The sequence below is a fragment of the Aeromicrobium sp. Leaf291 genome (assembly GCF_001423365.1).
Lineage (GTDB): Bacteria > Actinomycetota > Actinomycetes > Propionibacteriales > Nocardioidaceae > Aeromicrobium.
Window position 1 is genome coordinate 316,044 of sequence record NZ_LMNM01000003.1, and the last position, 21,140, is coordinate 337,183.

The following is a 21,140-nucleotide window of genomic DNA, read 5'->3' on the forward strand; positions in this document are numbered from 1 at the left end:
CTCATGAGTCGGTGATCCGCGTGAGGATCGCCGCCGCCTCGCGCAGGACGGCGCGCTCGCGGGCATCGAGGCTCGTGAGCCGCTGGTGCAGCCACGCGTCGCGTCGCTTCCGCTCCTCCGCCAGGGTCTTCTCGCCGAGGTCGGAGAGGCTGACGACGACCTGTCGACCGTCCTGGGGGTGGGGTGCGCGCTCGACGAGTCCGTCCTCGGCGAGGCAGTTCAGGGTGCGGGTCACGCTGGGGGCGCTCACGCGCTCACGGGCGGCGATCGACGACGGCGACGTCGGGCCCATCTGGCGCAGCGTGCCCAGCACGGACATCTGCGTCGGGGTCAGGTCGGAGTGCCGCTCCTGCCGGAGCCTGCGGTTGAGTCGGGCCACCGCCAGCGCGAGGTTCTGGGAGTCGGTAGGCATGTCCTTAGCCTAGGTCATTAACCATGCTAATTCAAATCTGCAACGATCTCGGCGTCCTGCGGCTGCGGCTGCAGCGGGTCGGCCTCGACCTGCGGCTGCGCTGCTGCAGTCGGGCTCGACCTGCGGCTGCGCTGCTGCGGGTCGTCGTGGGTGCGGCCCCCGAAAGGCCTCGACGGAACAGAGGCTCTCCGCGCGGTCGAGCTCGCCGTCCTTCGCCCCCCCATCGGTGGATCCTCAACCTCAGGGACGGTCCTGCGGTTGAAGATCCACCCATGACCGGCGGGTCACCCCCATCGGTGGATCCTCAACCGCAGAAAGCGTCCTGCGGTTGACGATCCACCGATGACGAGTCCGGACCGGCTCGGGTGGTGGATCCTCAACATCAGGAAGCGTGCTGCGGTTGAGAATCCACCGATGACGGCCCGCGCGGTGCGTTCTTCACCGATTCCCCGCCCGAGCGGTGAGTTCTCCCCCGATTCCCCGTCCGGGCGGTGAGTTCTCCACCGTCTCGGCGCCGAGACGGTGGAATCTGCACCGCGCAGCCCTGCCGGTTGGTCCATTCGGTGGAGAAGTCACCGCTCGAGGGGGAACAGCGCAGAAGACGGCCCGCAGGATCGGCCGAGGCGCTGGGAGTCGCCCGGTCGAGGCCCTTTCGGAGCCCGACCCCGGCACCCGCCGAGCAGGCGCAGTCCCGACCCGAGCACCACCGCAACCGACGCAGCCCCGACCCGAGCACCACCGCAACCGTCGCAGCCCCGACCCGAGCACCATCGCCGACGCCGACCCAGCCCCACCCCACGACGACCACCCCGCAGCCCGCCCCCACGACGCACGACCGCCCGCCACCGGAGCGGTGACGGGCGGTCGGGGTGGTGCTGGAGCGTGCGTGCTCAGGCGTTGCCGGCGGCGAGGGCGCCGAGCAGGTCGCGGTTGAGCCGCGAGATGACGTCGAGCGGGATGCCCTTGGGGCAGGCCGCGGTGCACTCACCGATGTTGGTGCAGGAGCCGAAGCCCTCGGCGTCGTGCTGGGCGACCATGTCGACCACGCGGGACTCGCGCTCGGGCTGACCCTGCGGGAGCAGGCCCAGGTGGGTCACCTTCGCCGCGGTGAACAGCATGGCCGAACCGTTCGGGCAGGCCGCCACGCAGGCGCCGCAGCCGATGCAGGTGGCCGCCGCGAACGCGTGGTCGGCGTCCTCCTTCGGCACGGGCAGGTTGTTGGCCTCCGGCGCCGAGCCGGTGTTGACGCTGATGTAGCCGCCGGCCTGGATGATCCGGTCGAAGGCGCCGCGGTCGACGACGAGGTCCTTGACGATCGGGAACGCGCCCGCCCGCCACGGCTCGATGTCGATGACGTCGCCGTCCTTGAACGAGCGCATGTGCAGCTGGCACGTGGTCGTGACCTCGGGGCCGTGCGCGATGCCGTTGATGACCACGCCGCACGATCCACAGATGCCCTCGCGGCAGTCGTGGTCGAAGGCGACCGGCTCCTCGCCGGCGAGCGTCAGCTGCTCGTTGAGCACGTCGAGCATCTCGAGGAACGACATGTCCTCGGAGACGTCGTCGAGCCCGTAGCCGACCATCTGGCCCTTCGTCTCGGCATTCTTCTGACGCCAGACGTTGACGGTGATCTTCACTTGCAGCTCCCGTTCACTTGTAGGACCGAGCCTTCATCTCGACGTACTCGTACTCGAGGGGTTCCTTGTGCAGGATCGGCTTCTGGCCGCCCTCGGCGCCGTTGAACTCCCACGCCGCCACGTAGGCGAACTGGTCGTCGTGGCGCAGGGCCTCGCCGTCCTCGGTCTGGCTCTCGGCGCGGAAGTGGCCGCCGCACGACTCCTCGCGGTTCAGCGCGTCGATGCACATCAGCTCGCCGAGCTCGAAGAAGTCCACGACCCGGCCGGCACGCTCGAGCGTCTGGTTGAGCTCCTCGGCCTCGCCGGTGACCTTCACGTTCTTCCAGAAGTCGTCGCGCAGCTCGCGGATGAGGCCGATCGCCTTGATCAGGCCCTCCTCGCTGCGCTCCATGCCGCAGTACTCCCACATGATGTGGCCCAGCTCCTTGTGGTAGCTGTCCACGGTGCGGTTGCCGTCGACGGCCAGCAGTGCGGAGATGCGCTCCTCGACGGCCTCGCGCGCCTCGGTGACGGCCGGGTGGTCGTCGCCCACGGGCTCGAAGGGGCCGTCCGCGAGGTAGTTCGCGATGGTGGTCGGCAGCACGAAGTAGCCGTCGGCCAGGCCCTGCATCAGCGCGGAGGCACCGAGTCGGTTGGCGCCCTGGTCGGAGAAGTTGGCCTCGCCGGTGACGAAGAGGCCCTCGAGGTTGCTCTGCAGGTCGTAGTCGACCCACAGCCCGCCCATGACGTAGTGCACGGCCGGGTAGATGCGCATCGGCTCGTTGTACGGGTCCTCGCCGGTGATCCGGGCGTACATGTCGAACAGGTTCCCGTACTTGGCCTCGACCGCCGGGCGGCCCATGCGCTCGATCGCGTCGGCGAAGTCGAGGTAGACCCCGAGCCCGCCCGGACCGACGCCCTTGCCGTCGTCGCACTGGTACTTGGCCGCACGCGAGGCGATGTCGCGCGGGACCAGGTTGCCGAACGCCGGGTAGATGCGCTCCAGGTAGTAGTCGCGCTCGTCCTCGGGGATGTCGCGCGGGTGGCGGTCGTCGCCGGCCTTCTTGGGCACCCAGATGCGGCCGTCGTTGCGCAGCGACTCGCTCATCAGCGTCAGCTTGGACTGGTAGTCGCCCGAGACGGGGATGCAGGTCGGGTGGATCTGCGTGTAGCAGGGGTTGCCGAAGTAGGCGCCGCGACGGTGCGCGCGCCAGGTGGCGGTCACGTTGCAGCCCATGGCGTTCGTCGACAGGAAGTAGACGTTGCCGTAGCCGCCGCTCGCCAGCACGACGGCGTCGGCGGTGTGCGACTCGATCTCGCCGGTCACCATGTCGCGGACGATGACGCCGCGCGCCTTGCCGTCGACCATGACGAGGTCGAGCATCTCGTGGCGGGTGTGCACGTCGACCGTGCCGGCGGCGACCTGCCGCTCGAGCGCCTGGTAGGCACCGATCAGCAGCTGCTGGCCGGTCTGGCCGCGGGCGTAGAACGTGCGGGAGACCTGCACGCCACCGAAGGAACGGTTGTCGAGCAGGCCGCCGTACTCACGCGCGAACGGCACGCCCTGCGCCACGCACTGGTCGATGATGTTCACCGACACCTGGGCGAGGCGGTAGGAGTTGGACTCGCGCGAGCGGAAGTCGCCGCCCTTGACCGTGTCGTAGAACAGCCGGTACACCGAGTCGCCGTCGTTGCGGTAGTTCTTGGCGGCGTTGATGCCGCCCTGGGCGGCGATCGAGTGGGCACGGCGCGGGCTGTCCTGGTAGCAGAAGCTCGTGACGTGGTAGCCGGCCTCGCCGAGGGTGGCCGCGGCGGACGCACCGGCCAGACCGGTGCCCACGACGATGACCTTGATCTTGCGACGGTTCGCGGCGTTGACCAGCTTGGCGTCGAACTGACGCTGCTCCCAGCGACGCTCGATGGGGCCGCTCGGCGCCTTGGCGTCGGCGATGGGGTCGCCGTGCTCGATGAACTGCTCGGCCGCCCCGGTGGGGGTGAAGGTGTCGGTCATCAGGAACCAGCTCCGAAGAAGAAGATCGCGAACGGGACGACGAGGAAGCCGCCGGCGATGACCACCGACAGCACCCAGGACGCGATGGTGATCGTCGAGTCCTTGCGGGTGCTGCTGCGGTTCTGGCCGAGCGTGGTGAGGGCGCTCCAGAAGCCGTGCCACAGGTGGAAGCCGACCGCGACCAGGCCGATCGTGTACAGCAGCACGACCCACCAGATCTCGAAGCCGTTGACCACGCGCTCGTACTTGCTGTCGGACGCGCCGCCCGGGGACAGCCAGTTCGGCAGCATCTGCGCGAGGTGGCCGATGATGAACAGCAGCAGGATCACGCCGCCCCAGCGCATCGTGAACGAGGCGTAGGAGCGCTGGATGCCCGTGCGGTTCTGCTTGGAGTGGTAGCGCGTGGTGCCGGTGTAGCCGGCCGCGACCTTGTTGCGCCGCCACAGCGTGATCGCGCAGTACACGTGCGCGACGAGCGCGACGAGCAGCACGACCCGCAGGATCCACAGCGCCCCGCCGTGCGGCAGGTAGGGATAGAAGATGTTCTCCAGGCCCTCGAGGTAGGAGTCGAAGTACTCCTTGCCCTGGAAGAACTTGAGGTTGCCGTACATGTGGACGAGCAGGTAGCCGAGCATGATCAGCCCGGACACGGCCATCGTGTACTTGAGCACGACGGTCGACCTGCGCGCCGACGCGCGAGTCAGAGTAGTGGCCACGCACGCACCGTAACCCTGAAGCACACCTGAGCGCTAAGTCATGATGAGGGCAACCTTCATAGCCTCCGGCTATCACGTTGTAGGCTCGGTCCGTGCAGTTCCAGCAGCTCTCCTACTTCGTGGCGGTGGCGCGCACGCGCAACTTCACGCGCGCTGCCGAGCTGGTCGGGGTGGCACAGCCCAGCCTCTCCAAGCAGGTCCGCGTCCTGGAGAACTCCCTGGGCACGCCGCTGTTCGTCCGCCAGCCCGGCGGCATCGAGCTCACGAGCGCCGGCGAGGCGCTCCTGCCCCATGCCGAGCGCATCCTCATCGACGTCGAGTCGGCGCAGCGTGCGGTGCACGAGGTCGCCGGTCTGCGGCGCGGACGGGTGCGGCTCGGTGCCACCCCGTCGATCTGCGACGGGCTCCTGCCGGAGGTGCTCACCCGGTTCCACGAGACCCACCCCCTCATCGAGCTCGAGGTCCACGAAGGGGGTTCACGGGTCCTGACGCACGAGCTGGCGCAGGGGCGGCTCGACCTCGCCCTGCTCATCACGCCGCTGTCCGAGACCCGCCCCGACATCGAGACGGTGCCCCTGCGGCGCGACCGGCTGGTGCTCGCCGCACCGTCCGACGAAACCGCCGACGACGCGCTCCCGTCCGCGGTCGACGTCGCGGCCCTGCGGGACCTGCCCCTCGTCATGTTCCGGACCGGCTACGACCTGCGCGAGACGACGCTGACGGCGTGCGCGCAGGCGGGCTTCTCCCCGCACATCTCCGTCGAGGGTGGCGAGATGCTGTCGGTCCTGCGGTTCGTGGAGTCCGGTCTCGGCTACGCGGTCGTCCCCGAGATGGTGCTGGCCAACCGACCGGGCCTGCGGCCCGTGGCGCTGCGCAACCCGTCCCTGTCGCGCCAGATCGCCCTGGCCCACCGCCGCGACACCCTCCAGCTCGCCGCGCTGGCCTTCCACGACGAGCTGCTCCTGTCGCTGCAGCAACCCGGCTGACGCTCGCCCGCCCACGGGCGGCGGTCAGTCCTGCGAACCGGTGAGCGGGAAGGACAGGTACGTCGACCAGCCCGCGTCCGGCTCGTGGAGGTACAGCGCGATCTCGCCCACCGTGAAGGTGCACGCGAAGTGCTCGAGCGTGGCGTAGGCGCGGTCGAGCGCCGCGTCGTCGAGGTGGTGGGCGACGGTGACGTGCGGGTGGTACGGGAACTCCGGCTCCGGCGCCGCGAGGGCCTCGCGCAGCTCCGCGACCAGCAGCTCGGCCTCGGAGATGCCTCGGCTCACCGCCACGAAGACCACGGGCGAGACCGGCCGGAAGGTGCCCGTGCCCTTGAGGTCGACCTCGAACGGAGCCGTCCGGGCGGCCACCGCGGAGAGCCGACCGGCGAGTCGGTCCAGCTCGTCACCGGCCACGACGTCGGGCGGCAGCAGCGTGATGTGGCTCGGGATCTGCTCCGCGAGCGGATCGCCGAACGCGGCCCGGTGCGCGCGCAGCTCCTCGCCGTGCGGCTCCGGGACCGAGATCGCGACCCCGAACGTGCGCGACGCGCCCGCCCCGCCCCGCTCAGGCACCGCGGACGAGCCCGACCTTGTCGTACACGTCGGCCACCACGGGCGCCGCCACCTCACGCGCCCGCGCCGCGCCCCGGGCCAGCACCCGGTCCAGCTCGGCCGGGTCGTCCAGGTACGCCCGCGTGCGCTCGCCGAAGCCGGCCACGAAGTCGGCCACCACGTCCGCGAGGGCCACCTTGAGGTGTCCGTACTGGCGACCCTCGAACTCGGCGACGACGTCGTCGACCGACGTGCCGGTCACGGCCGAGTACAGGGTGAGCAGGTTGGACACGCCGGGCTTGCCCTCGGGGTCGAACCGGATCTCGTCGCCGGAGTCGGTGACGGCCGAGCGGATCTTCTTCGCCGCCTTCTTCGGGTCGTCGAGCAGGTCGACGATCCCGTTGGGCGAGGAGCCGGACTTGCTCATCTTCGCGGTCGGGTCCTGCAGGTCGCCGATCTTGGCGGCGTCCTTAAGGATGTAGGGCTCGGGCTGGCGGAACGTCTCGCCGTAGTGATGGTTGAACCGCTGCGCGAGGTTGCGGGAGAGCTCGAGGTGCTGGCGCTGGTCCTCACCCACGGGCACGTGGTGGGGGTTGTAGAGCAGGATGTCGGCCGCCTGCAGGATGGGGTACGTGAACAGCCCGACGCTGGACTTGTCGGTGCCACCCTTGGCGCTCTTGTCCTTGAACTGCGTCATGCGACCCGCCTCGCCGAAGCCGGTGAGGCAGTTGAAGATCCACGCCAGCTGCGTGTGCTCGGGCACGTGGCTCTGGCAGAACAGCGCCGACCGCTCGGGGTCGACGCCGGCTGCGAGGAGCTGTGCCGCCGACGCGTGGGTCCGCGCCCTCAGGGCTGCCGGGTCCGGCTGCACCGTGAGCGCGTGCAGGTCGGCGATGAAGTAGAACGCGTCGTGGTCGTCCTGCAGGCCCACCCACTGGCGGATCGCCCCGAGGTAGTTCCCGAAGTGGAACGACTCGGCCGTCGGCTGGATGCCGGACAGCGAGCGGGGACGGGTGCTGCTGGACATGCTGTGCATTCTGCCAGTGAGGTTCTGCCGGTCAGGTCCTAGGCTCGGGCGGGTGGACGACGTACGCACGTGGCAGGTTCCGGGTCGGGTCAACCTCATCGGGGAGCACCTCGACTACAACGGGGGCCCGTCGGTCCCCTTCGCGATCGACCGCTTCCTCACCCTGAAGGTGCGCCGCCGTGACGACGACGCGGTCAACGTGTGGAGCACCCTGCCCGACGGTCGCCGTGAGCGCGCGGCGTTCACGGTCGACGTCGCACCGGGCGACGGCGCCGTCGCGGCGGACGGGTGGGCCGCCTACCCCGCGGGCGCGGTGTGGGCGCTGCGCTCCCAGGGCTCGCTGCCCGGCTGCGACCTGGTGCTCGAGTCGTCGCTGCCCCTCGGTGCCGGTCTCTCGTCGTCGGCCGCGCTCACCGTGGGGGTCGTGTCCGCCCTCGCCGACCTGGCCGGTCTCGACCTGGACCCGCTCACGGCGGCCCGCCTCGCCCAGCGCGCCGAGAACGACTTCGTGGGGGCGCCGACCGGCCTCATGGACCAGCTGGCCGTCACGTTCGGCCGTGAGGGCCAGGCCGTCGTGACCGACCCGCTCGGCGACGCCGAGCCCGAGCGCGTCCCGTTCGACGTGGCCGCGGCCGACCTCTCGCTGCTGGTCATCTCCACGGGCGTGGACCACTCGCACGTGGCCGCCTCCGGAGGCGGGGGGTACGCCGAGCGGCGCGCCCAGTGCGAGGAGGCCGCGTCGGCCCTGGGGCTCGACCACCTCGCGAAGGCCGGGCTCGACGCGCTCGTCCGGCTCGACGACCCCGTGCTGCGTCGTCGCACGCAGCACGTCTTCACCGAGACGGCTCGCGTCAAGGCCGCCCTGCGCACGCTGCGCGAGCAGGACTGGGAGCAGCTCGGGACGGTCCTCACCGCCTCGCACACCTCCCTGCGCGACGACTTCGAGGTCAGCTGCGCCGAGCTCGACGTCGCGGTCGAGTCCGCCCTCGAGGCCGGCGCCCTCGGCGCCCGCATGACCGGCGGCGGGTTCGGCGGCTCGGCCATCGCCCTGGTCCCGCAGGCCAAGGCGGGACCGGTGCGCGAGCTCGTGGAGCAGCGCTACGACGCCCTGGGCTGGAAGACGCCCGAGGTGTTCGCGGTCCGTGCCGCCGACGGGGTCCACCGCACCGCCTGAGGTCCCTCCTGGCCGCCTCGCGCCCACACGGGGTGGAAGACTGTCGGGGTGACCGTCCGCCGCATCGCGTACCAGGGGGAACCCGGCGCGAACTCCCACATCGTCTGCCAGCAGCACCACCCCGACGCCGAGGCCGTGGCCTGCGCGTCGTTCGAGGACGTGTTCGCGGCCGTCACCGGTGGTGACGCCGACCTCGCGATGATCCCGATCGACAACTCGATCGCAGGCCGGGTGGCCGACATCCACCACTTCCTGCCCACGTCGGGCCTGCACATCGTCGGCGAGCACTTCCTGCGGATCCAGTTCATGGTCATGGGCGTCCCGGGCACCACCCTCGACACCGTGCGCACGGTACACAGCCACGTGCACGCCCTCGGGCAGTGCCGCAAGATCATCCAGCAGCACGGCTGGACGCCTCTCGTCTCCGGCGACACCGCCGGTGCCGCACGCGAGATCGCCGAGGCCCGCGACGTCAGCCAGGCGGCGATCGCCCCGCCGCTCGCCGCGCAGATCTACGGACTCGAGATCCTGGCGCGCGACGTCGAGGACGAGGACCACAACACGACCCGCTTCGTGGAGCTCTCGCGCGAGCCCGCCGTCCCGGCCGCCGGCGCGGGACCAGTCGTGACGACCTTCATCTTCAACGTGCGCAACCTGCCGGCGGCCCTCTACAAGGCCCTGGGCGGCTTCGCCACGAACGGCGTCAACATGACCAAGCTCGAGAGCTACATGGTGGGGGGCGAGTTCACCGCCACCCAGTTCCTCGCCGAGGTCGACGGGCACCCGGACGACCCGCACGTGGCGCGCGCCCTCGAGGAGCTCACGTTCTTCACCACCGAGACCCGCGTGCTCGGCGTCTACCCGGCCGATCCGTTCCGGGCCGAGTCCGCCTGAGCCGAGCCGACCGATGGACTCCCTGAGCTGGCCGCTGTCCGTGCCCGTCCTCTCCGACGGCGTGGTGACCCTGCGCGCCGCCACGCCGGCCGACGTCGCGTCGATGCACGAGATGACGCAGGACCCCGACATGCAGCGGTGGACCGCGGTCCCGGTGCCCAACACGCCCGAGATGAGCGAGGCGTTCGCCCTGCAGATCGGCGCCGAGGCGTGGGACCAGGGCACGGCGCGGATGTGGGTGGTCGAGGCCGCCGACGACTCCGGACGGGCCCGGTTCGCCGGCAACGTCGACGTCCGGGGCGGGCCGGTCGCCGACCTCGGCTTCTCCCTGCACCCGTGGGCGCGCGGTCGCGGACTGATGACCCGGGCCGTGCGCCTCGCCGTCGACCACGTGTTCACCGAGTGCGCGGTGGAGTCGGTCCACTGGCGGGCGCACGTCGGCAACGAGGCCTCCCTGCGCGTGGCGCACGCCTGCGGCTTCCAGCTCGTGGGCTCCTCGCCCGCCCTGCTGCACGAGCGGGGTCGCACCCTCGACGCCTGGACGGCGGTGCTGCGCTTCGGCGACGCCCCCGTGCCCAGGGGGCGCTGGCTCGACGCTCCCGTGATCGAGACGGACCGCTTGCGGCTGCGACCCTTCGCGGAGTCCGACGCCGCCCGGGTGGCCGAGGCGTGCGGCGACGAGACCGCGGGGCACTGGTTGAACACCCTGCCGCGCCCGTACACGCTCGACGTCGCGCGCGCCTACCTGGCCGACTGCACCTGGCAGGCGGCCATCGGGTCCAAGCTCACCTGGGCCGTGGCCGACCGCGAGACCGACGCGCTCGTCGCGAACCTCGCCCTCATGCACCTCGACGGCCCCAACCCCGGGACGGCCGAGGTCGGCTACTGGGCCCACCCGGACGCGCGGGGTCGAGGATTCATGACCGAGGCGGTCCGCGCGGCCGTGCGCCACGCGCTCGCCGCTGACGGGCCCGACCACGAGCCGCTCGGCCTGCACCGCCTCAGCCTGCGGGCAGCGGCCGGCAACGCGGCCAGCAACCGGGTGGCCGAACGGGCGGGCTTCCGGCGCATCGGGGTCGAGCGCGAGGCCGAGCTGCTCGGCGACGGCTCGGTCGACGACCTGGTCTCCTACGACCTGCTGCGCGACGAGGTCTGAGACCTTCGCCACGAGGCGGCGGTTTCGTCGGCGTCGACCTGCACACTTGGTTGCGTGACCCAACCGACACGTGCCCCCGTCGACGCCGCGACCTCCCCCTGGCCGGCGCTGTGGGCCATGGTCATCGGGTTCTTCATGATCCTCGTCGACAACACGATCGTCTCGGTCGCGACGCCGGCGATCATCGAGGACCTGCAGACCGACTACAACAGCGGCATCTGGGTCACGAGCGCCTACCTGCTGGCCTACGCCGTGCCCCTGCTCGTCACGGGACGGCTCGGCGACCGGTTCGGGCCCAAGCGGGTCTACCTCGTCGGACTCGCGATCTTCACCCTCGCCTCGCTCTGGTGCGGCCTCACCGACTCCATCGGCGGGCTCATCGCCGCGCGCGTCGTGCAGGGCGTCGGCGCGTCGCTCATCACGCCGCAGACCATGTCGGTCATCACCCGCACCTTCCCTGCCGCCAAGCGCGGCAGCGCCATGGCGCTGTGGGGAGCGACAGCGGGCGTCGCGACGCTGGTCGGCCCCATCCTGGGTGGCGTGCTCGTCGACGCGGCCGGCTGGGAGTGGATCTTCTTCGTCAACGTGCCGGTCGGGATCGTGGGGTTCGTGCTCGCGATGCGGCTCGTGCCCACCCTCGAGACGCACGCGCACAGCTTCGACTGGCTGGGCGTGGCCCTGAGCGCGGCCGGCATGTTCCTGCTCGTGTTCGGGATCCAGGAGGGCGAGCGGTACGACTGGGGCACGATCGCCGGTCCGGTCAGCGTGCCGCTGCTCATCGGCGTCGGGGTCCTCGTGCTCGGGCTCTTCGTGGTCTGGCAGAGCCGGGTGCGCACCGAGCCGCTCGTGCCGCTGGGCCTGTTCCGCGACCGGAACTTCTCGGTGGGCAACCTGGGCATCGCCATGGTCTCGCTCGCCATCACCGCGATGAGCCTGCCGTTCATGTTCTACGCCCAGGGCGCGCGGGGCTGGAGCCCCACGGAGGCCGCGCTGTTCATGGCGCCCATGGCCGTGGTGCTGCTCGCGCTCTCGCCCGTCGTGGGCAAGCTGTCCGACCGCGTCCACCCGCGCATCCTCACCCTCGTGGGGTTCGGCACGGCCGCCGTCGCCATGCGCTGGCTCGGCTCGCTCGTCGACCCGACCACACCCGGGTGGCAGCTGTTGCTGCCGATGGCCCTGTTCGGCGTCTCCAACGCCTTCCTCTGGGCTCCGCTCAGCGCCACCGCGACCCGGAACCTCCCCCTGGCGTCCGCCGGCGCGGGCGCGGGCGTCTACAACACGACCCGACAGGTGGCCGCCGCGCTCGGCAGCGCGGCCGTGGCCGCCCTGATCGGTGCGCGGCTCTCGGCCAACGGTCTCGACGGCGACGCGGCGGCGTTCCAGTCGGCGGGCGGCGCGGCGATGCCGGCGCAGGTGGCCGATGCGTTCTCGCGCGCCATGTCCGAGGCGTTCTGGCTGCCCACCATCGCGTTCGTCGTCGGGCTCGTCGTCGTGCTCTTCTTCGAGCGGCCGCGGCACCAGGGGGCCCCACCGGCGACGGCTGCGAGCGCTCGGGCGACCGCGGAGCCGGCGACTCCGCCCGCTGCCTAGACTTCGGCAGGTGACCAGCACCCACGTCCTGACGCTGTCGTGCCCGGACCGCCCCGGACTCGTCTTCGCCGTCACCCGGTGGATCCACGAGACCGGCGGCAACATCCTGGACTCCCAGCAGTACACCGACCCCAGTGATGACGTGGACGCGAGCGGGGAGTTCTTCCTGCGCCTCCACGTCGACTTCGGCCCCGGTCGCGACGCCGGCGAGCTCACGCAGGGCTTCGCCCCCGTCGCGGCCGAGCTGGCGATGGACTTCCGCCTGGTCGAGGCCGAGCGCCCCGCCCGCACCCTGGTGCTCGTGTCCAAGGAGGGGCACTGCCTCAACGACCTGCTCTACCGGCAGAGCTCGGGCGGCCTGAACATCGAGGTGCCGGCCGTGGTGTCCAACCACCGCGACCTCGAGCGGCTCGCCTCGTCCTACGACGTGCCGTTCCACCACCTGCCCGTCACCCGCGAGACCAAGCCCGACGTCGAGGCCCGCGTGCTGGACCTGGTCGACGAGCTCGACATCGACCTCGTGGTGCTCGCGCGCTACATGCAGATCCTGAGCGACGACCTCTGCCGCGCGCTCGCCGGCCGGGCGATCAACATCCACCACAGCTTCCTGCCGAGCTTCAAGGGCGCCCGGCCGTACCACCAGGCCCACGACCGCGGGGTCAAGCTCATCGGCGCCACCGCGCACTACGTGACGGCCGACCTCGACGAGGGGCCGATCATCGAGCAGGGCGTGCAGCGGGTGGACCACCGGATGAGTCCGGCCGACCTCGCCCGCGTGGGACGCGACGTCGAGGCCCAGACGCTCTCGCGGGCGGTGCGCCTGCACGCCGAGTCGCGGGTGCTCATGAACGGTCCGCGCACCGTCGTCTTCGCCTGACGCACGGTCGGTCGGGTCACCACTCCCAGCGAGCGGTGCACAGCCCGGGACCGAAGTCCGTCTGCCGGTGCAGGAGCCCGGTGGCCCCGTCGAGGGCCACGGGCCACTCGTGGCCGAGCCCCGCCTCCTGGAAGCCGACCCAGCACCTGCTGGGCAGCTGGTCGGGGTGGAAGCGGACCCACACCATGCACTGCTCGAGACGCTGCTCGGCCACCGCGCCCCACTCGGAGTCGAGAGCCGAGTCGTCCGTGACCGGACACAGGACGATCTCGGTCACCACCGACTCCCCCAGCGAGAGGGGTCGGTCGAACCTCAGGCGTGCGGCACTGATCCCGTCGATGATGTCGACCACGCCGTCGACCGAGCAGCCCGAGACGGCTCGCATGACCGTGTCGGTGGCGAAGTCCGTCAGGCCCTCGAACTCCGTCGTGCCCGTGCCGACGCCCGGCGCCACGAACATCGTGACGCCAGCAGCGCCCTCGACGGCCGCCACGAAGACCTGCGTCACCCGCACCTGGCTGATCCGACGGTCGGCGTCGACGTCCACGACGAGGTCGAACGCGATGCGGTCCACCTCGTCCTCGCCGACGAGGCCACGGTCCCTGCCGACCTGACGCGCCAGGCCCACCAGGTCGTCGAACGGCGCCGGTCCGGTCCGCCCACGACGACGCAGGTGCGATGACAACGCACCCGGGTGGAGGCCGAGCAGCTCCTCGATCGCCACGAGCGCCTCCAGGGAGATCCTCCGTTGGGGCTCCCGCTGACCGGAGCGCCAGTAGGACAGGGCGGCCAGCGACACCGCGTGCCCGCGGTCTGCCAGGCGCGACCGGAGCCACGACAGGCCGACCCCGCGCGCGTCCAGCGCGTCGGAGAAGGCGTCGGCGAACCGCCGGCTCTCGGTCATGCAGGGATCGTGGCATGCGCAGCGCCGGGTGTCCGACGGACGGTCCGATGGCGCGGGCTCGCGGGTGAGGCGTGATTCACATGCAATCTTCACACCGTTGGGAGCGCTGTGTGAAGCGCGGAGTCCTAGGGTTGGTTCCAAGAGCCGCGGTTCCGTTGCATCCAGGGGGTGACGGGCCGCGGTTCTCGTCCGTGTGCGTGTCCCGGGTCCCGCACGACGCTCGCCCTGGCACGACGTCTCACCCCTCGGCCGAGAAGTCCGGATGTTGAGACCAGTGATCCTGGTCTGGAAATGTCCCTACGGTCGTCCCGACGCACGCCACACGCAGACGTGCCCGACCCGAGGACGACCATGACGACCACCCCCCGCCGACGACTCACCGCCACCGCGCTCGCCGCTGCTGCCGCCCTGGTGCTGGCGGCGTGCGGATCCGGCGGAGGTGAGAGTGACGAGACCATCAGCATCGTCGGCTTCGCCGTGCCCGAGGCCGCCAACAAGGCGATCGCGGAGAAGTTCAACGAGACACCCGAGGGCGAGGGCGTGCGGTTCAAGACGTCCTACGGTGCTTCGGGCGACCAGAGCCGCGCCGTCGTCGACGGCCTGAAGGCCGACTACGTGCACCTGTCCGTGGCGACCGACGTCGACCGGCTCGTCGACGCGGGCCTCGTCGAGGACACCTGGGACGACGGCGAGAACAAGGGCATCGTGTCGACCTCGGTCGTGGTGCTCGGCGTCCGCGAGGGGAACCCGAAGAACATCCAGGGCTGGGACGACCTCGTGAAGCCCGGCGTCGAGATCGTCACCGCCAACCCCGCCTCCTCCGGCGCGGCCCGCTGGAACGCCCTCGCCGCCTGGGGCAGCGTCACCGAGAACGGCGGCAGCAAGGCCGAGGCCACCGAGTACATCGACCGGCTGTTCAAGAACGTGGTGTCGCTGACCAACAGCGGCCGTGACGCGACCCAGAGCTTCCTCGGGGGCACCGGCGACGTCCTGCTCGCGTACGAGAACGAAGCCATCCTCGCCGCGCAGCAGGGCCAGGGCTTCGACTACGTCATCCCCGAGACCACGCTGCTCATCGAGAACCCTGGCGCGCTCCTGACGAAGCACGCCCCCGCTGCCGAGTCCTGGCTCGACTTCGTGCTCGGCGAGACCGGTCAGCGCGAGTTCGCCCTCAAGGGCTTCCGCCCGCTGAACCTCGAGGAGCCGGGCACCGCCGACCTCGAGTCGGTCGGCCTCGAGGCGTCCGACATCAAGGGCGCCCCCGACGCGGCGGACCCGTTCCCCGCCGTGAAGAACCTGCTCACCCTCACAGACAACTTCGGCGGCCCGGGCTGGGGCGGTGTGAAGGACGAGCTGTTCGGCGACGGCAAGGACGGCGCTCCCGTCGGCATCGTCACCGACGCCATCGCGAAGTCCGGCAAGGCCTCCCAGTAGTCCATGACCAGCACCCTCACCCCGACGGGCCGGCCGGAGCGACGACTCCGGCCGGCCCTGCCGAGCACCCTCACCCGCACCTCGGGCCTCGGCCTCGGCATCGCGATGCTGTGGTTCAGCCTGCTCGTGCTGATCCCGCTGTGCGCCGTGGTCGTGACCGCGTCCGAGGGTGGCTGGGCGAACTTCTGGCGCGCCATCTCCAACGAGCAGACCCGAGCGGCCATCGCCGTCACGCTGCAGGCCGCCGCCGCCGTGACGCTGGTGAACGTCGTCGTCGGGACGATGATCGCGTGGGTGCTCGTCCGTGACCGCTTCTGGGGCAAGGCCGCCCTGGAGGTCGTCATCGACATCCCGTTCGCGTTGCCCACGATCGTGGCCGGCCTCGTCCTGCTCTCCCTGTACGGCAACGACGAGAGCCCCCTGGGCATCAACGTGGCCAACAGCGGTGCGTCGGTGTACCTGGCGTTCCTCTTCGTCACGCTGCCGTTCGTCGTGCGCATGGTCCAGCCGGTGCTCGAGGAGCTCGACCCGGAGGTCGAGGAGGCCGCCGCCTCCCTCGGGGCGAGCCGGTTCACGACCTTCCGTCGCGTGATCCTGCCGGGACTGGCCCCGGCGATCGCGGCCGGCGCCGCCCTCTCGTTCGCCCGCGGCGTGGGCGAGTACGGCTCGCTCGTGCTGCTGTCGGGCAACCTGCCCTTCACCTCCGAGGTCGCGTCGGTGCGCATCCTCGGGGCCATCGAGAACGACAACCCGGCCGCGGCCGCGTCGATCGCCACCCTGTTGCTGCTCGTCTCGCTGCTGACGATCATCGTGCTCGACCTCCTGCAGAGGAGGATCAGCGACCGTGGCTGACGCACGCCTCACCCGGCACCCGAAGGGGCCGGTCACCTACCTGCTGCGCGTCGTCGCCGTCGTGTACCTCGGCCTCCTCGTGGTGTGGCCTGTCGCGCTCGTGGTGACGAACACCTTCGAGAACGGGCTGGACTCGCTGCGCAGCCTGTTCGAGGACCCCGACATGGTGGCCGCCCTGCAGCTCACCGCCGTCGCGGCGCTCTGCGCCACCGCGATCAACCTCGTGTTCGGCGTCGGCATCTCCCTGCTGCTCGTGCGCTCGGAGTTCCCGGGCAAGCGGCTGCTGAGCGCCGCGCTCGACCTGCCGCTCTCGGTCTCGCCGATCGTCGTCGGCCTCGCGCTCGTGCTCGTCTACGGCGGGCGCGGGGGGTGGTTCGGACCGTCGCTCGAGAGCTGGGGAATCCAGATCATCTTCTCGACGCCCGGCATCGTCATGGCCACCGCGTTCGTCGCGCTGCCGCTCGTGATCCGCGAGGTCGTGCCGGTGCTCCGCGAGATCGGCACGGAGCAGGAGCAGGCCGCCCGCAGCCTCGGGGCGAACGGCTGGCAGACGTTCTGGCGGATCACCCTGCCGGGCATCCGTTGGGCGGTCGTCTACGGCGTCGTCCTCACGCTCGCCCGCTCGCTCGGCGAGTTCGGGGCCGTCAAGGTCGTCTCCGGCAACATCCTCGGCGAGACGCGCACCGCGACGCTCGCGGTCGAGGAGAAGTACCTCAACTTCGACGCCGAGGGCGCCTACGCGATCGCGTTCCTGCTCGCCAGCGTGTCCGTCGTGTGCATCGTCGTCGTCCAGATCCTGCGCTCGCGTGCCGAGCGCCACTAGTCCTCCGTACAGTCCCCAGACCCGGGAGAAGCACCCATGAGCATCGACGTCGCAGGCGTCAGCAAGAGGTTCGGCGACTTCGTCGCGCTCGACGACGTCGACCTCGCCATCCCCACGGGACAGCTGACCGCGCTGCTCGGTCCGAGCGGCGGGGGCAAGACCACGCTGCTGCGCATCATCGCCGGCCTGGAGTCGGCCGACACCGGGTCGGTCGAGATCGAGGGCGTGAACGCCACGGCGCTGCCGGTGCAGAAGCGCAACGTCGGCTTCGTGTTCCAGCACTACGCGGCCTTCAAGCACCTCAGCGTCCGTCGCAACGTGGCGTTCGGCCTCGAGATCCGCAAGCGGCCGAAGGACGAGATCGAGGCGAAGGTCGACGAGCTGCTGCAGCTCGTGCACCTGGAGCAGTTCGCCGACCGACGCCCGGCCCAGCTGTCGGGAGGCCAGCGCCAGCGCATGGCGCTGGCCCGCGCCCTGGCCATCCAGCCGTCGGTGCTGCTGCTCGACGAGCCGTTCGGCGCGCTCGACGCCAAGGTGCGCAAGGAGCTGCGCGACTGGCTCCGACGTCTGCACGACGAGATGCACGTGACCACGGTCTTCGTGACCCACGACCAGGAGGAGGCGCTCGAGGTCGCCGACTCCATCGTCGTCATCAACGAGGGTCGCATCGAGCAGATCGGCACGCCCGACGACCTCTACGACAAGCCCGCCAGTGACTTCGTGCTGTCGTTCCTCGGTCCGGTCACCACCCTGGGCGACCACCTCGTGCGTCCGCACGACATCGAGATCTCGCGGTACGAGCAGGCCGCGACCGCGGTGGGCACGATCACCCGGTGGACGCGCATCGGCTTCGAGGTGCGCCTCGAGGTCACGCCGGAGGACGCGCGCCACCCAGCGCCGATCCTGGTGACCCTCACCCGGTCCGACGCGAACGCCCTGGGTCTGCACCAGGGCGACCGCGTGTGGCTGCGCCCCCGGCCCGGTTCCTCCTAGCGGGCCGAGGCCACGGTCCTGGACCGCTGTCCGCGCCGGGACCGACGGACGTGGACCGCCACCAGGCCGCCCACCGCGCTGACCCCCGCGGCGGCGAGGAACGCGGCGGGGTACCCGGCGGCCGGGACGAGCACCCCGATCACCGAGGAGCCGACGGCCTGCCCCAGGACGAGCACCACGAACAGCAGGGCCGTCCCCGACGCTCCGCGGGCCTCGTCGATCTCGATCGTCCAGACGATGAGCGCTCCCGACGCGGCGACGAAGCCCCACCCGAAGGCGGCACAGGCCGCCAGCGCGACCGGCGTGACGGCGGGCAGCAGTGCGAGCGTGGCCGTGGCGAGCGCGACGACTCCCGCCGTGAGGACCCACGACGCCCGCGGTCCGATCCGCTCCATCCTCCGGCTCGAGGCCGCCACGAGCGTCCCCCCGACACCCACGGCGATCCAGGCGACCACGGACGCCGTCCGACCCGTCCCCGCATCGACGAGCATGGCCCGCCCGTAGCTCCAGACGGCCGCCGAGCCGGCTCCCAGCAGCAGGGCCGCCGCGACGACCCGGGCGTGGGCGACCCACCACGTCGCCGGCAGCACACCGCGCGCCGAGCCCCCTGTGGACCCGACGCCGTTCCTGGACGAGGCCAGCACGAGGCCGGCCACGAGCACCGTGAACAGTCCGGACCACGCCCATGCGGCACGCCAGTCCGGCAGGAGCAGCAGGGCCAGCGCCCCGGCCGCGACGAGTCCGGGGCCCGTGCCGGAGTTCACCGCGGCCTGGGCGGCAGGACGCTCGCGCGTGGACGGGTCCTGCTGGAGGAGGGCGACCATGGCCGGCGAGGTGAGCCCCGCACCCGCCGACGCCACGACGGCGAGGAGCGCGAACGTCGGCACGTCGGGCGCCAGTGCCATGCCGAACGCGCCGCCGCCGGCCGTGGCCGCAGCCCCGACGACGAGCGCTCGAGCGTGCCTCGCGGCGAGGAGCAGCCCGGCGAGCGCCCCGAGGCAGTAGACGACCGAGGCCCCGCTGGAGACGAGACCGGCGGTGGCGACCCCGAGGCCGAGGTCGGCCTGCACGTCGGGCAGGTACAGCCCCGACGCCAGGCGGACCAGACCGTAGGTGGCCGCCACGAGGCCGAGACCGGAGGGGACGAGGAGGAGGGATAACGAAAACGTACGTTTCACTTTGCCGAGTCTAGGCTGACCCCATGCCCCTGCGCACCTCCACGGAGACCCGGCTGCTCGACGCCGCCGACGAGCTGTTCTTCCGGCACGGCGTCGCAGCCACCCCGATCGATGCCGTCATCGAGCGCGCCGGCGTCTCGGCCGCCACCCTCTACCGGGGCTTCGCCAGCAAGGAGGCGCTGCTCGCCGCGGCGCTCGAGCGTCGGCACCGCGCCTGGCTGGAGACGTGGGACGACGCGATCGCGGCGCAGGAGACACCCGAGGGCAGGCTCCTGGCCGTGTTCGACGCGCTCGACGCCTTCCGGGCCGGCTCCCTCGGCTCGCGCTGGTGCGCCTTCCTCGGCTCGGCCGCCGAGCACGCCGACCCGCCCGCGGAGCTCGCGGAGGCACTGCGCCGCGAGTCCGACGACCTGCGCGGCCGCCTCGTCGAGCTGGCGCGCGACGTCGATCCCCGGCGCGGCGACCAGCTGGGCGAGCAGCTGCTGCTGGTCGTGACCGGAGACCTCGCGATGCGGCTCCGGTCACCCGGGTGGACCACGGACGTGGCTCGCACCACCGCCACGACGCTGGTCCGGAGCTAGCCCGCGGCGGGCGACGCCTCGGACGCTGCACCACGGCTGCGGCGCTGGGCGCCCAGACCCACCACGAAGATCACGAGCCCGGCGATCGCCAGGCCGGCCCCGACCAGGCTCGGGGCCCGGTAGCCGTACCCGGCGGCGATCACGACGCCACCGAGCCACGCACCCAGGCCGTTGGCGATGTTCAGGGCCGAGTGGTTCAGGGCGGCACCCAGCATCTGCGCGTCGCCCGCGGCGTCCATGAGCCGGATCTGCAGACCGATCGCCACGAGGCTGCCGAGGGCACCGATCGCGAAGACACCGAGCGCCGCCCAGACGGCCATGCCGGCGGTCTGGTGGAAGAGCACGAGCACGACGACCGTCGCGATGAAGCCGCCGATCACGAGCCGGGGCACGTCCCAGTCGGCGAGCGGCCCGGCGAGCCAGGAGCCGAGCACCGAGCCGACGCCGAACGCCAGCAGGAACCACGGGATCGTCGCGTCGGCGAGCCCCGTGACGTCGGTGACGATCGGGGCGACGTAGCTGTACATGGCGAACAGGCCGCCGAAGCCGACCATGCCGGCCGTGACGGCGAACAGCACCTGGGGCCGCTTGAGGGCCGACAGCTCGCCCCTCATGCTGGCCGTGCGGTCACCCGGCTGGTGCGGCACGAACAGCAGCATCATCGCGGCCGCGAGGACGGCGAGGACGACGACCGCCCAGTAGGCGGCCCGCCACCCGAACGCCTGCCCGAGCCAGGTGGCCGCGGGGACGCCCGCGACCGTCGCGACGGAGAGGCCGAGCATGACCCGGCTGACCGCACGACCGCGTCGGTGCGCCGGCACGAGCGAGGCGGCGAGCAGCGAGGCCACGCCGAAGTAGGCACCGTGCGGGAGCCCCGCGAGGAACCGGGCCGCGAGCACGGGCACGTAGCCGCTCGCGAGCGCCGTGACGGCGTTGCCCACGCCGAGCGCCAGGATGAGCCCCACGGCGAGCTCGCGGCGCGGGAGCCGCGCACCGAGCGCCACGATGATCGGAGCCCCGACGACCACGCCGAAGGCGTAGGCCGTGATCACGTGCCCCGTGGTCGGGATCGACTCGTCGATGCCGACGGCGATCTCCTTGAGCAGGCCCATCGTCACGAACTCCGTCGTGCCGATCGCGAACCCGCCGAGCGCGAGCGCGACGATCGCCGCCCCGACGTGCGTGGCACGGGGCGACGGGGTGGCGGTCTCGGCTGCGAGGTCGACGGAGGAGGTCACGTGAAGAGCCAAGCACCTGCCGTCGGCGTGTTGTTCCCGGTGTGCGCGACATCATGCCCGCCGGCGGGCCGAGGCCAGGGGCGAGCGTCCCACCCATCGGTGCCTCAGCAACCGCAGAGGCCCTCC

Annotated in this window: 20 protein-coding genes; 11 read left to right on the forward strand and 9 right to left on the reverse strand. The window is 71.5% G+C overall.

The window, feature by feature from the left end; translation table 11 throughout:
• Position 1 precedes the first annotated feature (1 nt).
• From ASF35_RS15225 to ASF35_RS15240, 4 genes are all read right to left on the reverse strand, one after another.
• The gene (locus tag ASF35_RS15225) at positions 2-412 is read right to left on the reverse strand and encodes a MarR family winged helix-turn-helix transcriptional regulator (RefSeq protein WP_055969289.1); all 411 of its coding nucleotides are present in this window, start codon (positions 410-412) and stop codon (positions 2-4) included.
• 890 nt (positions 413-1,302) lie between these two features.
• Positions 1,303-2,049 (reverse strand): succinate dehydrogenase/fumarate reductase iron-sulfur subunit, encoded by a 747-nt coding sequence (locus ASF35_RS15230; protein WP_055969292.1) that lies wholly within the window; start codon positions 2,047-2,049, stop codon positions 1,303-1,305.
• A gap of 13 nt (positions 2,050-2,062) precedes the next feature.
• Positions 2,063-4,039 (reverse strand): fumarate reductase/succinate dehydrogenase flavoprotein subunit, encoded by a 1,977-nt coding sequence (locus ASF35_RS15235; protein ID WP_055969294.1) that lies wholly within the window; start codon positions 4,037-4,039, stop codon positions 2,063-2,065.
• Positions 4,039-4,755, reverse strand: coding sequence for a succinate dehydrogenase cytochrome b subunit (locus ASF35_RS15240; protein WP_055969297.1), 717 nt, complete (start codon positions 4,753-4,755; stop codon positions 4,039-4,041). The genes ASF35_RS15235 and ASF35_RS15240 overlap by 1 nt, the downstream gene beginning before the upstream one ends.
• Positions 4,756-4,847: 92 nt before the next feature.
• On the opposite strand from ASF35_RS15240, the gene ASF35_RS15245 reads away from it, so the two are divergent.
• Positions 4,848-5,741, forward strand: a complete 894-nt coding sequence (locus ASF35_RS15245; RefSeq protein WP_055969299.1) for a LysR family transcriptional regulator — start codon at positions 4,848-4,850, stop codon at positions 5,739-5,741.
• Positions 5,742-5,765: 24 nt separating this feature from the next.
• Here the strand turns inward: ASF35_RS15245 and ASF35_RS15250 are convergent, their stop codons facing one another.
• Positions 5,766-6,314, reverse strand: coding sequence for a 2'-5' RNA ligase family protein (locus ASF35_RS15250; protein WP_055969301.1), 549 nt, complete (start codon positions 6,312-6,314; stop codon positions 5,766-5,768).
• On the reverse strand, positions 6,307-7,329 hold the full coding sequence (trpS, locus tag ASF35_RS15255; RefSeq protein WP_156364671.1) for a tryptophan--tRNA ligase: 1,023 nt from the start codon (positions 7,327-7,329) through the stop codon (positions 6,307-6,309). Before trpS ends, ASF35_RS15250 begins: the two co-directional genes overlap by 8 nt.
• A 43-nt stretch (positions 7,330-7,372) precedes the next feature.
• Between trpS and galK the strand changes: the two genes are divergently transcribed.
• Genes galK through purU form a run of 5 tightly spaced genes read left to right on the forward strand, consistent with a single transcriptional unit; the run spans position 7,373 to position 13,011 of the window.
• Positions 7,373-8,494 (forward strand): galactokinase, encoded by a 1,122-nt coding sequence (gene galK / locus ASF35_RS15260; protein WP_055969304.1) that lies wholly within the window; start codon positions 7,373-7,375, stop codon positions 8,492-8,494.
• A gap of 48 nt (positions 8,495-8,542) precedes the next feature.
• Positions 8,543-9,388, forward strand: a complete 846-nt coding sequence (locus tag ASF35_RS15265; RefSeq protein WP_055969308.1) for a prephenate dehydratase — start codon at positions 8,543-8,545, stop codon at positions 9,386-9,388.
• A gap of 13 nt (positions 9,389-9,401) precedes the next feature.
• Entirely contained in the window at positions 9,402-10,544 is a 1,143-nt protein-coding gene (locus ASF35_RS15270) for a GNAT family N-acetyltransferase (RefSeq protein ID WP_055969311.1), read from the forward strand.
• A 54-nt stretch (positions 10,545-10,598) separates the two neighbouring features.
• Positions 10,599-12,134: a DHA2 family efflux MFS transporter permease subunit gene (locus ASF35_RS15275; protein WP_055969314.1), complete on the forward strand. Its 1,536-nt coding sequence runs from the start codon at positions 10,599-10,601 to the stop codon at positions 12,132-12,134.
• Positions 12,135-12,144: 10 nt separating this feature from the next.
• Positions 12,145-13,011: a formyltetrahydrofolate deformylase gene (purU, locus tag ASF35_RS15280; protein WP_156364673.1), complete on the forward strand. Its 867-nt coding sequence runs from the start codon at positions 12,145-12,147 to the stop codon at positions 13,009-13,011.
• Between the two features lie 16 nt (positions 13,012-13,027).
• Here purU and ASF35_RS15285 read toward each other — a convergent pair whose 3' ends face one another.
• Positions 13,028-13,915 (reverse strand): hypothetical protein, encoded by an 888-nt coding sequence (locus tag ASF35_RS15285; protein WP_055969317.1) that lies wholly within the window; start codon positions 13,913-13,915, stop codon positions 13,028-13,030.
• A 351-nt stretch (positions 13,916-14,266) separates the two neighbouring features.
• Between ASF35_RS15285 and ASF35_RS15290 the strand changes: the two genes are divergently transcribed.
• The 4 genes from ASF35_RS15290 to ASF35_RS15305 are packed head-to-tail and all read left to right on the forward strand — an operon-like array spanning position 14,267 to position 18,017.
• Positions 14,267-15,349, forward strand: a complete 1,083-nt coding sequence (locus ASF35_RS15290) for a sulfate ABC transporter substrate-binding protein (protein WP_055969321.1) — start codon at positions 14,267-14,269, stop codon at positions 15,347-15,349.
• A gap of 3 nt (positions 15,350-15,352) precedes the next feature.
• Entirely contained in the window at positions 15,353-16,201 is an 849-nt protein-coding gene (gene cysT, locus ASF35_RS15295; RefSeq protein WP_055969324.1) for a sulfate ABC transporter permease subunit CysT, read from the forward strand.
• On the forward strand, positions 16,194-17,024 hold the full coding sequence (locus ASF35_RS15300) for a sulfate ABC transporter permease (RefSeq protein WP_055969327.1): 831 nt from the start codon (positions 16,194-16,196) through the stop codon (positions 17,022-17,024). Before cysT ends, ASF35_RS15300 begins: the two co-directional genes overlap by 8 nt.
• A 36-nt stretch (positions 17,025-17,060) precedes the next feature.
• A complete protein-coding gene (locus ASF35_RS15305; RefSeq protein ID WP_055969330.1) occupies positions 17,061-18,017 on the forward strand; it encodes a sulfate/molybdate ABC transporter ATP-binding protein in 957 nt (318 codons plus the stop codon).
• Here the strand turns inward: ASF35_RS15305 and ASF35_RS15310 are convergent.
• The gene (locus tag ASF35_RS15310) at positions 18,014-19,195 is read right to left on the reverse strand and encodes an MFS transporter (protein WP_156366828.1); all 1,182 of its coding nucleotides are present in this window, start codon (positions 19,193-19,195) and stop codon (positions 18,014-18,016) included. The two genes, ASF35_RS15305 and ASF35_RS15310, sit on opposite strands and share 4 nt — an antisense overlap.
• Before the next feature lie 23 nt (positions 19,196-19,218).
• Between ASF35_RS15310 and ASF35_RS15315 the strand changes: the two genes are divergently transcribed.
• Positions 19,219-19,776: a TetR/AcrR family transcriptional regulator gene (locus ASF35_RS15315; protein WP_055969336.1), complete on the forward strand. Its 558-nt coding sequence runs from the start codon at positions 19,219-19,221 to the stop codon at positions 19,774-19,776.
• Here ASF35_RS15315 and ASF35_RS15320 read toward each other — a convergent pair.
• Positions 19,773-21,014 (reverse strand): MFS transporter, encoded by a 1,242-nt coding sequence (locus tag ASF35_RS15320; RefSeq protein WP_055969340.1) that lies wholly within the window; start codon positions 21,012-21,014, stop codon positions 19,773-19,775. The two genes, ASF35_RS15315 and ASF35_RS15320, sit on opposite strands and share 4 nt — an antisense overlap.
• Between the last annotated feature and the right edge of the window lie 126 nt (positions 21,015-21,140).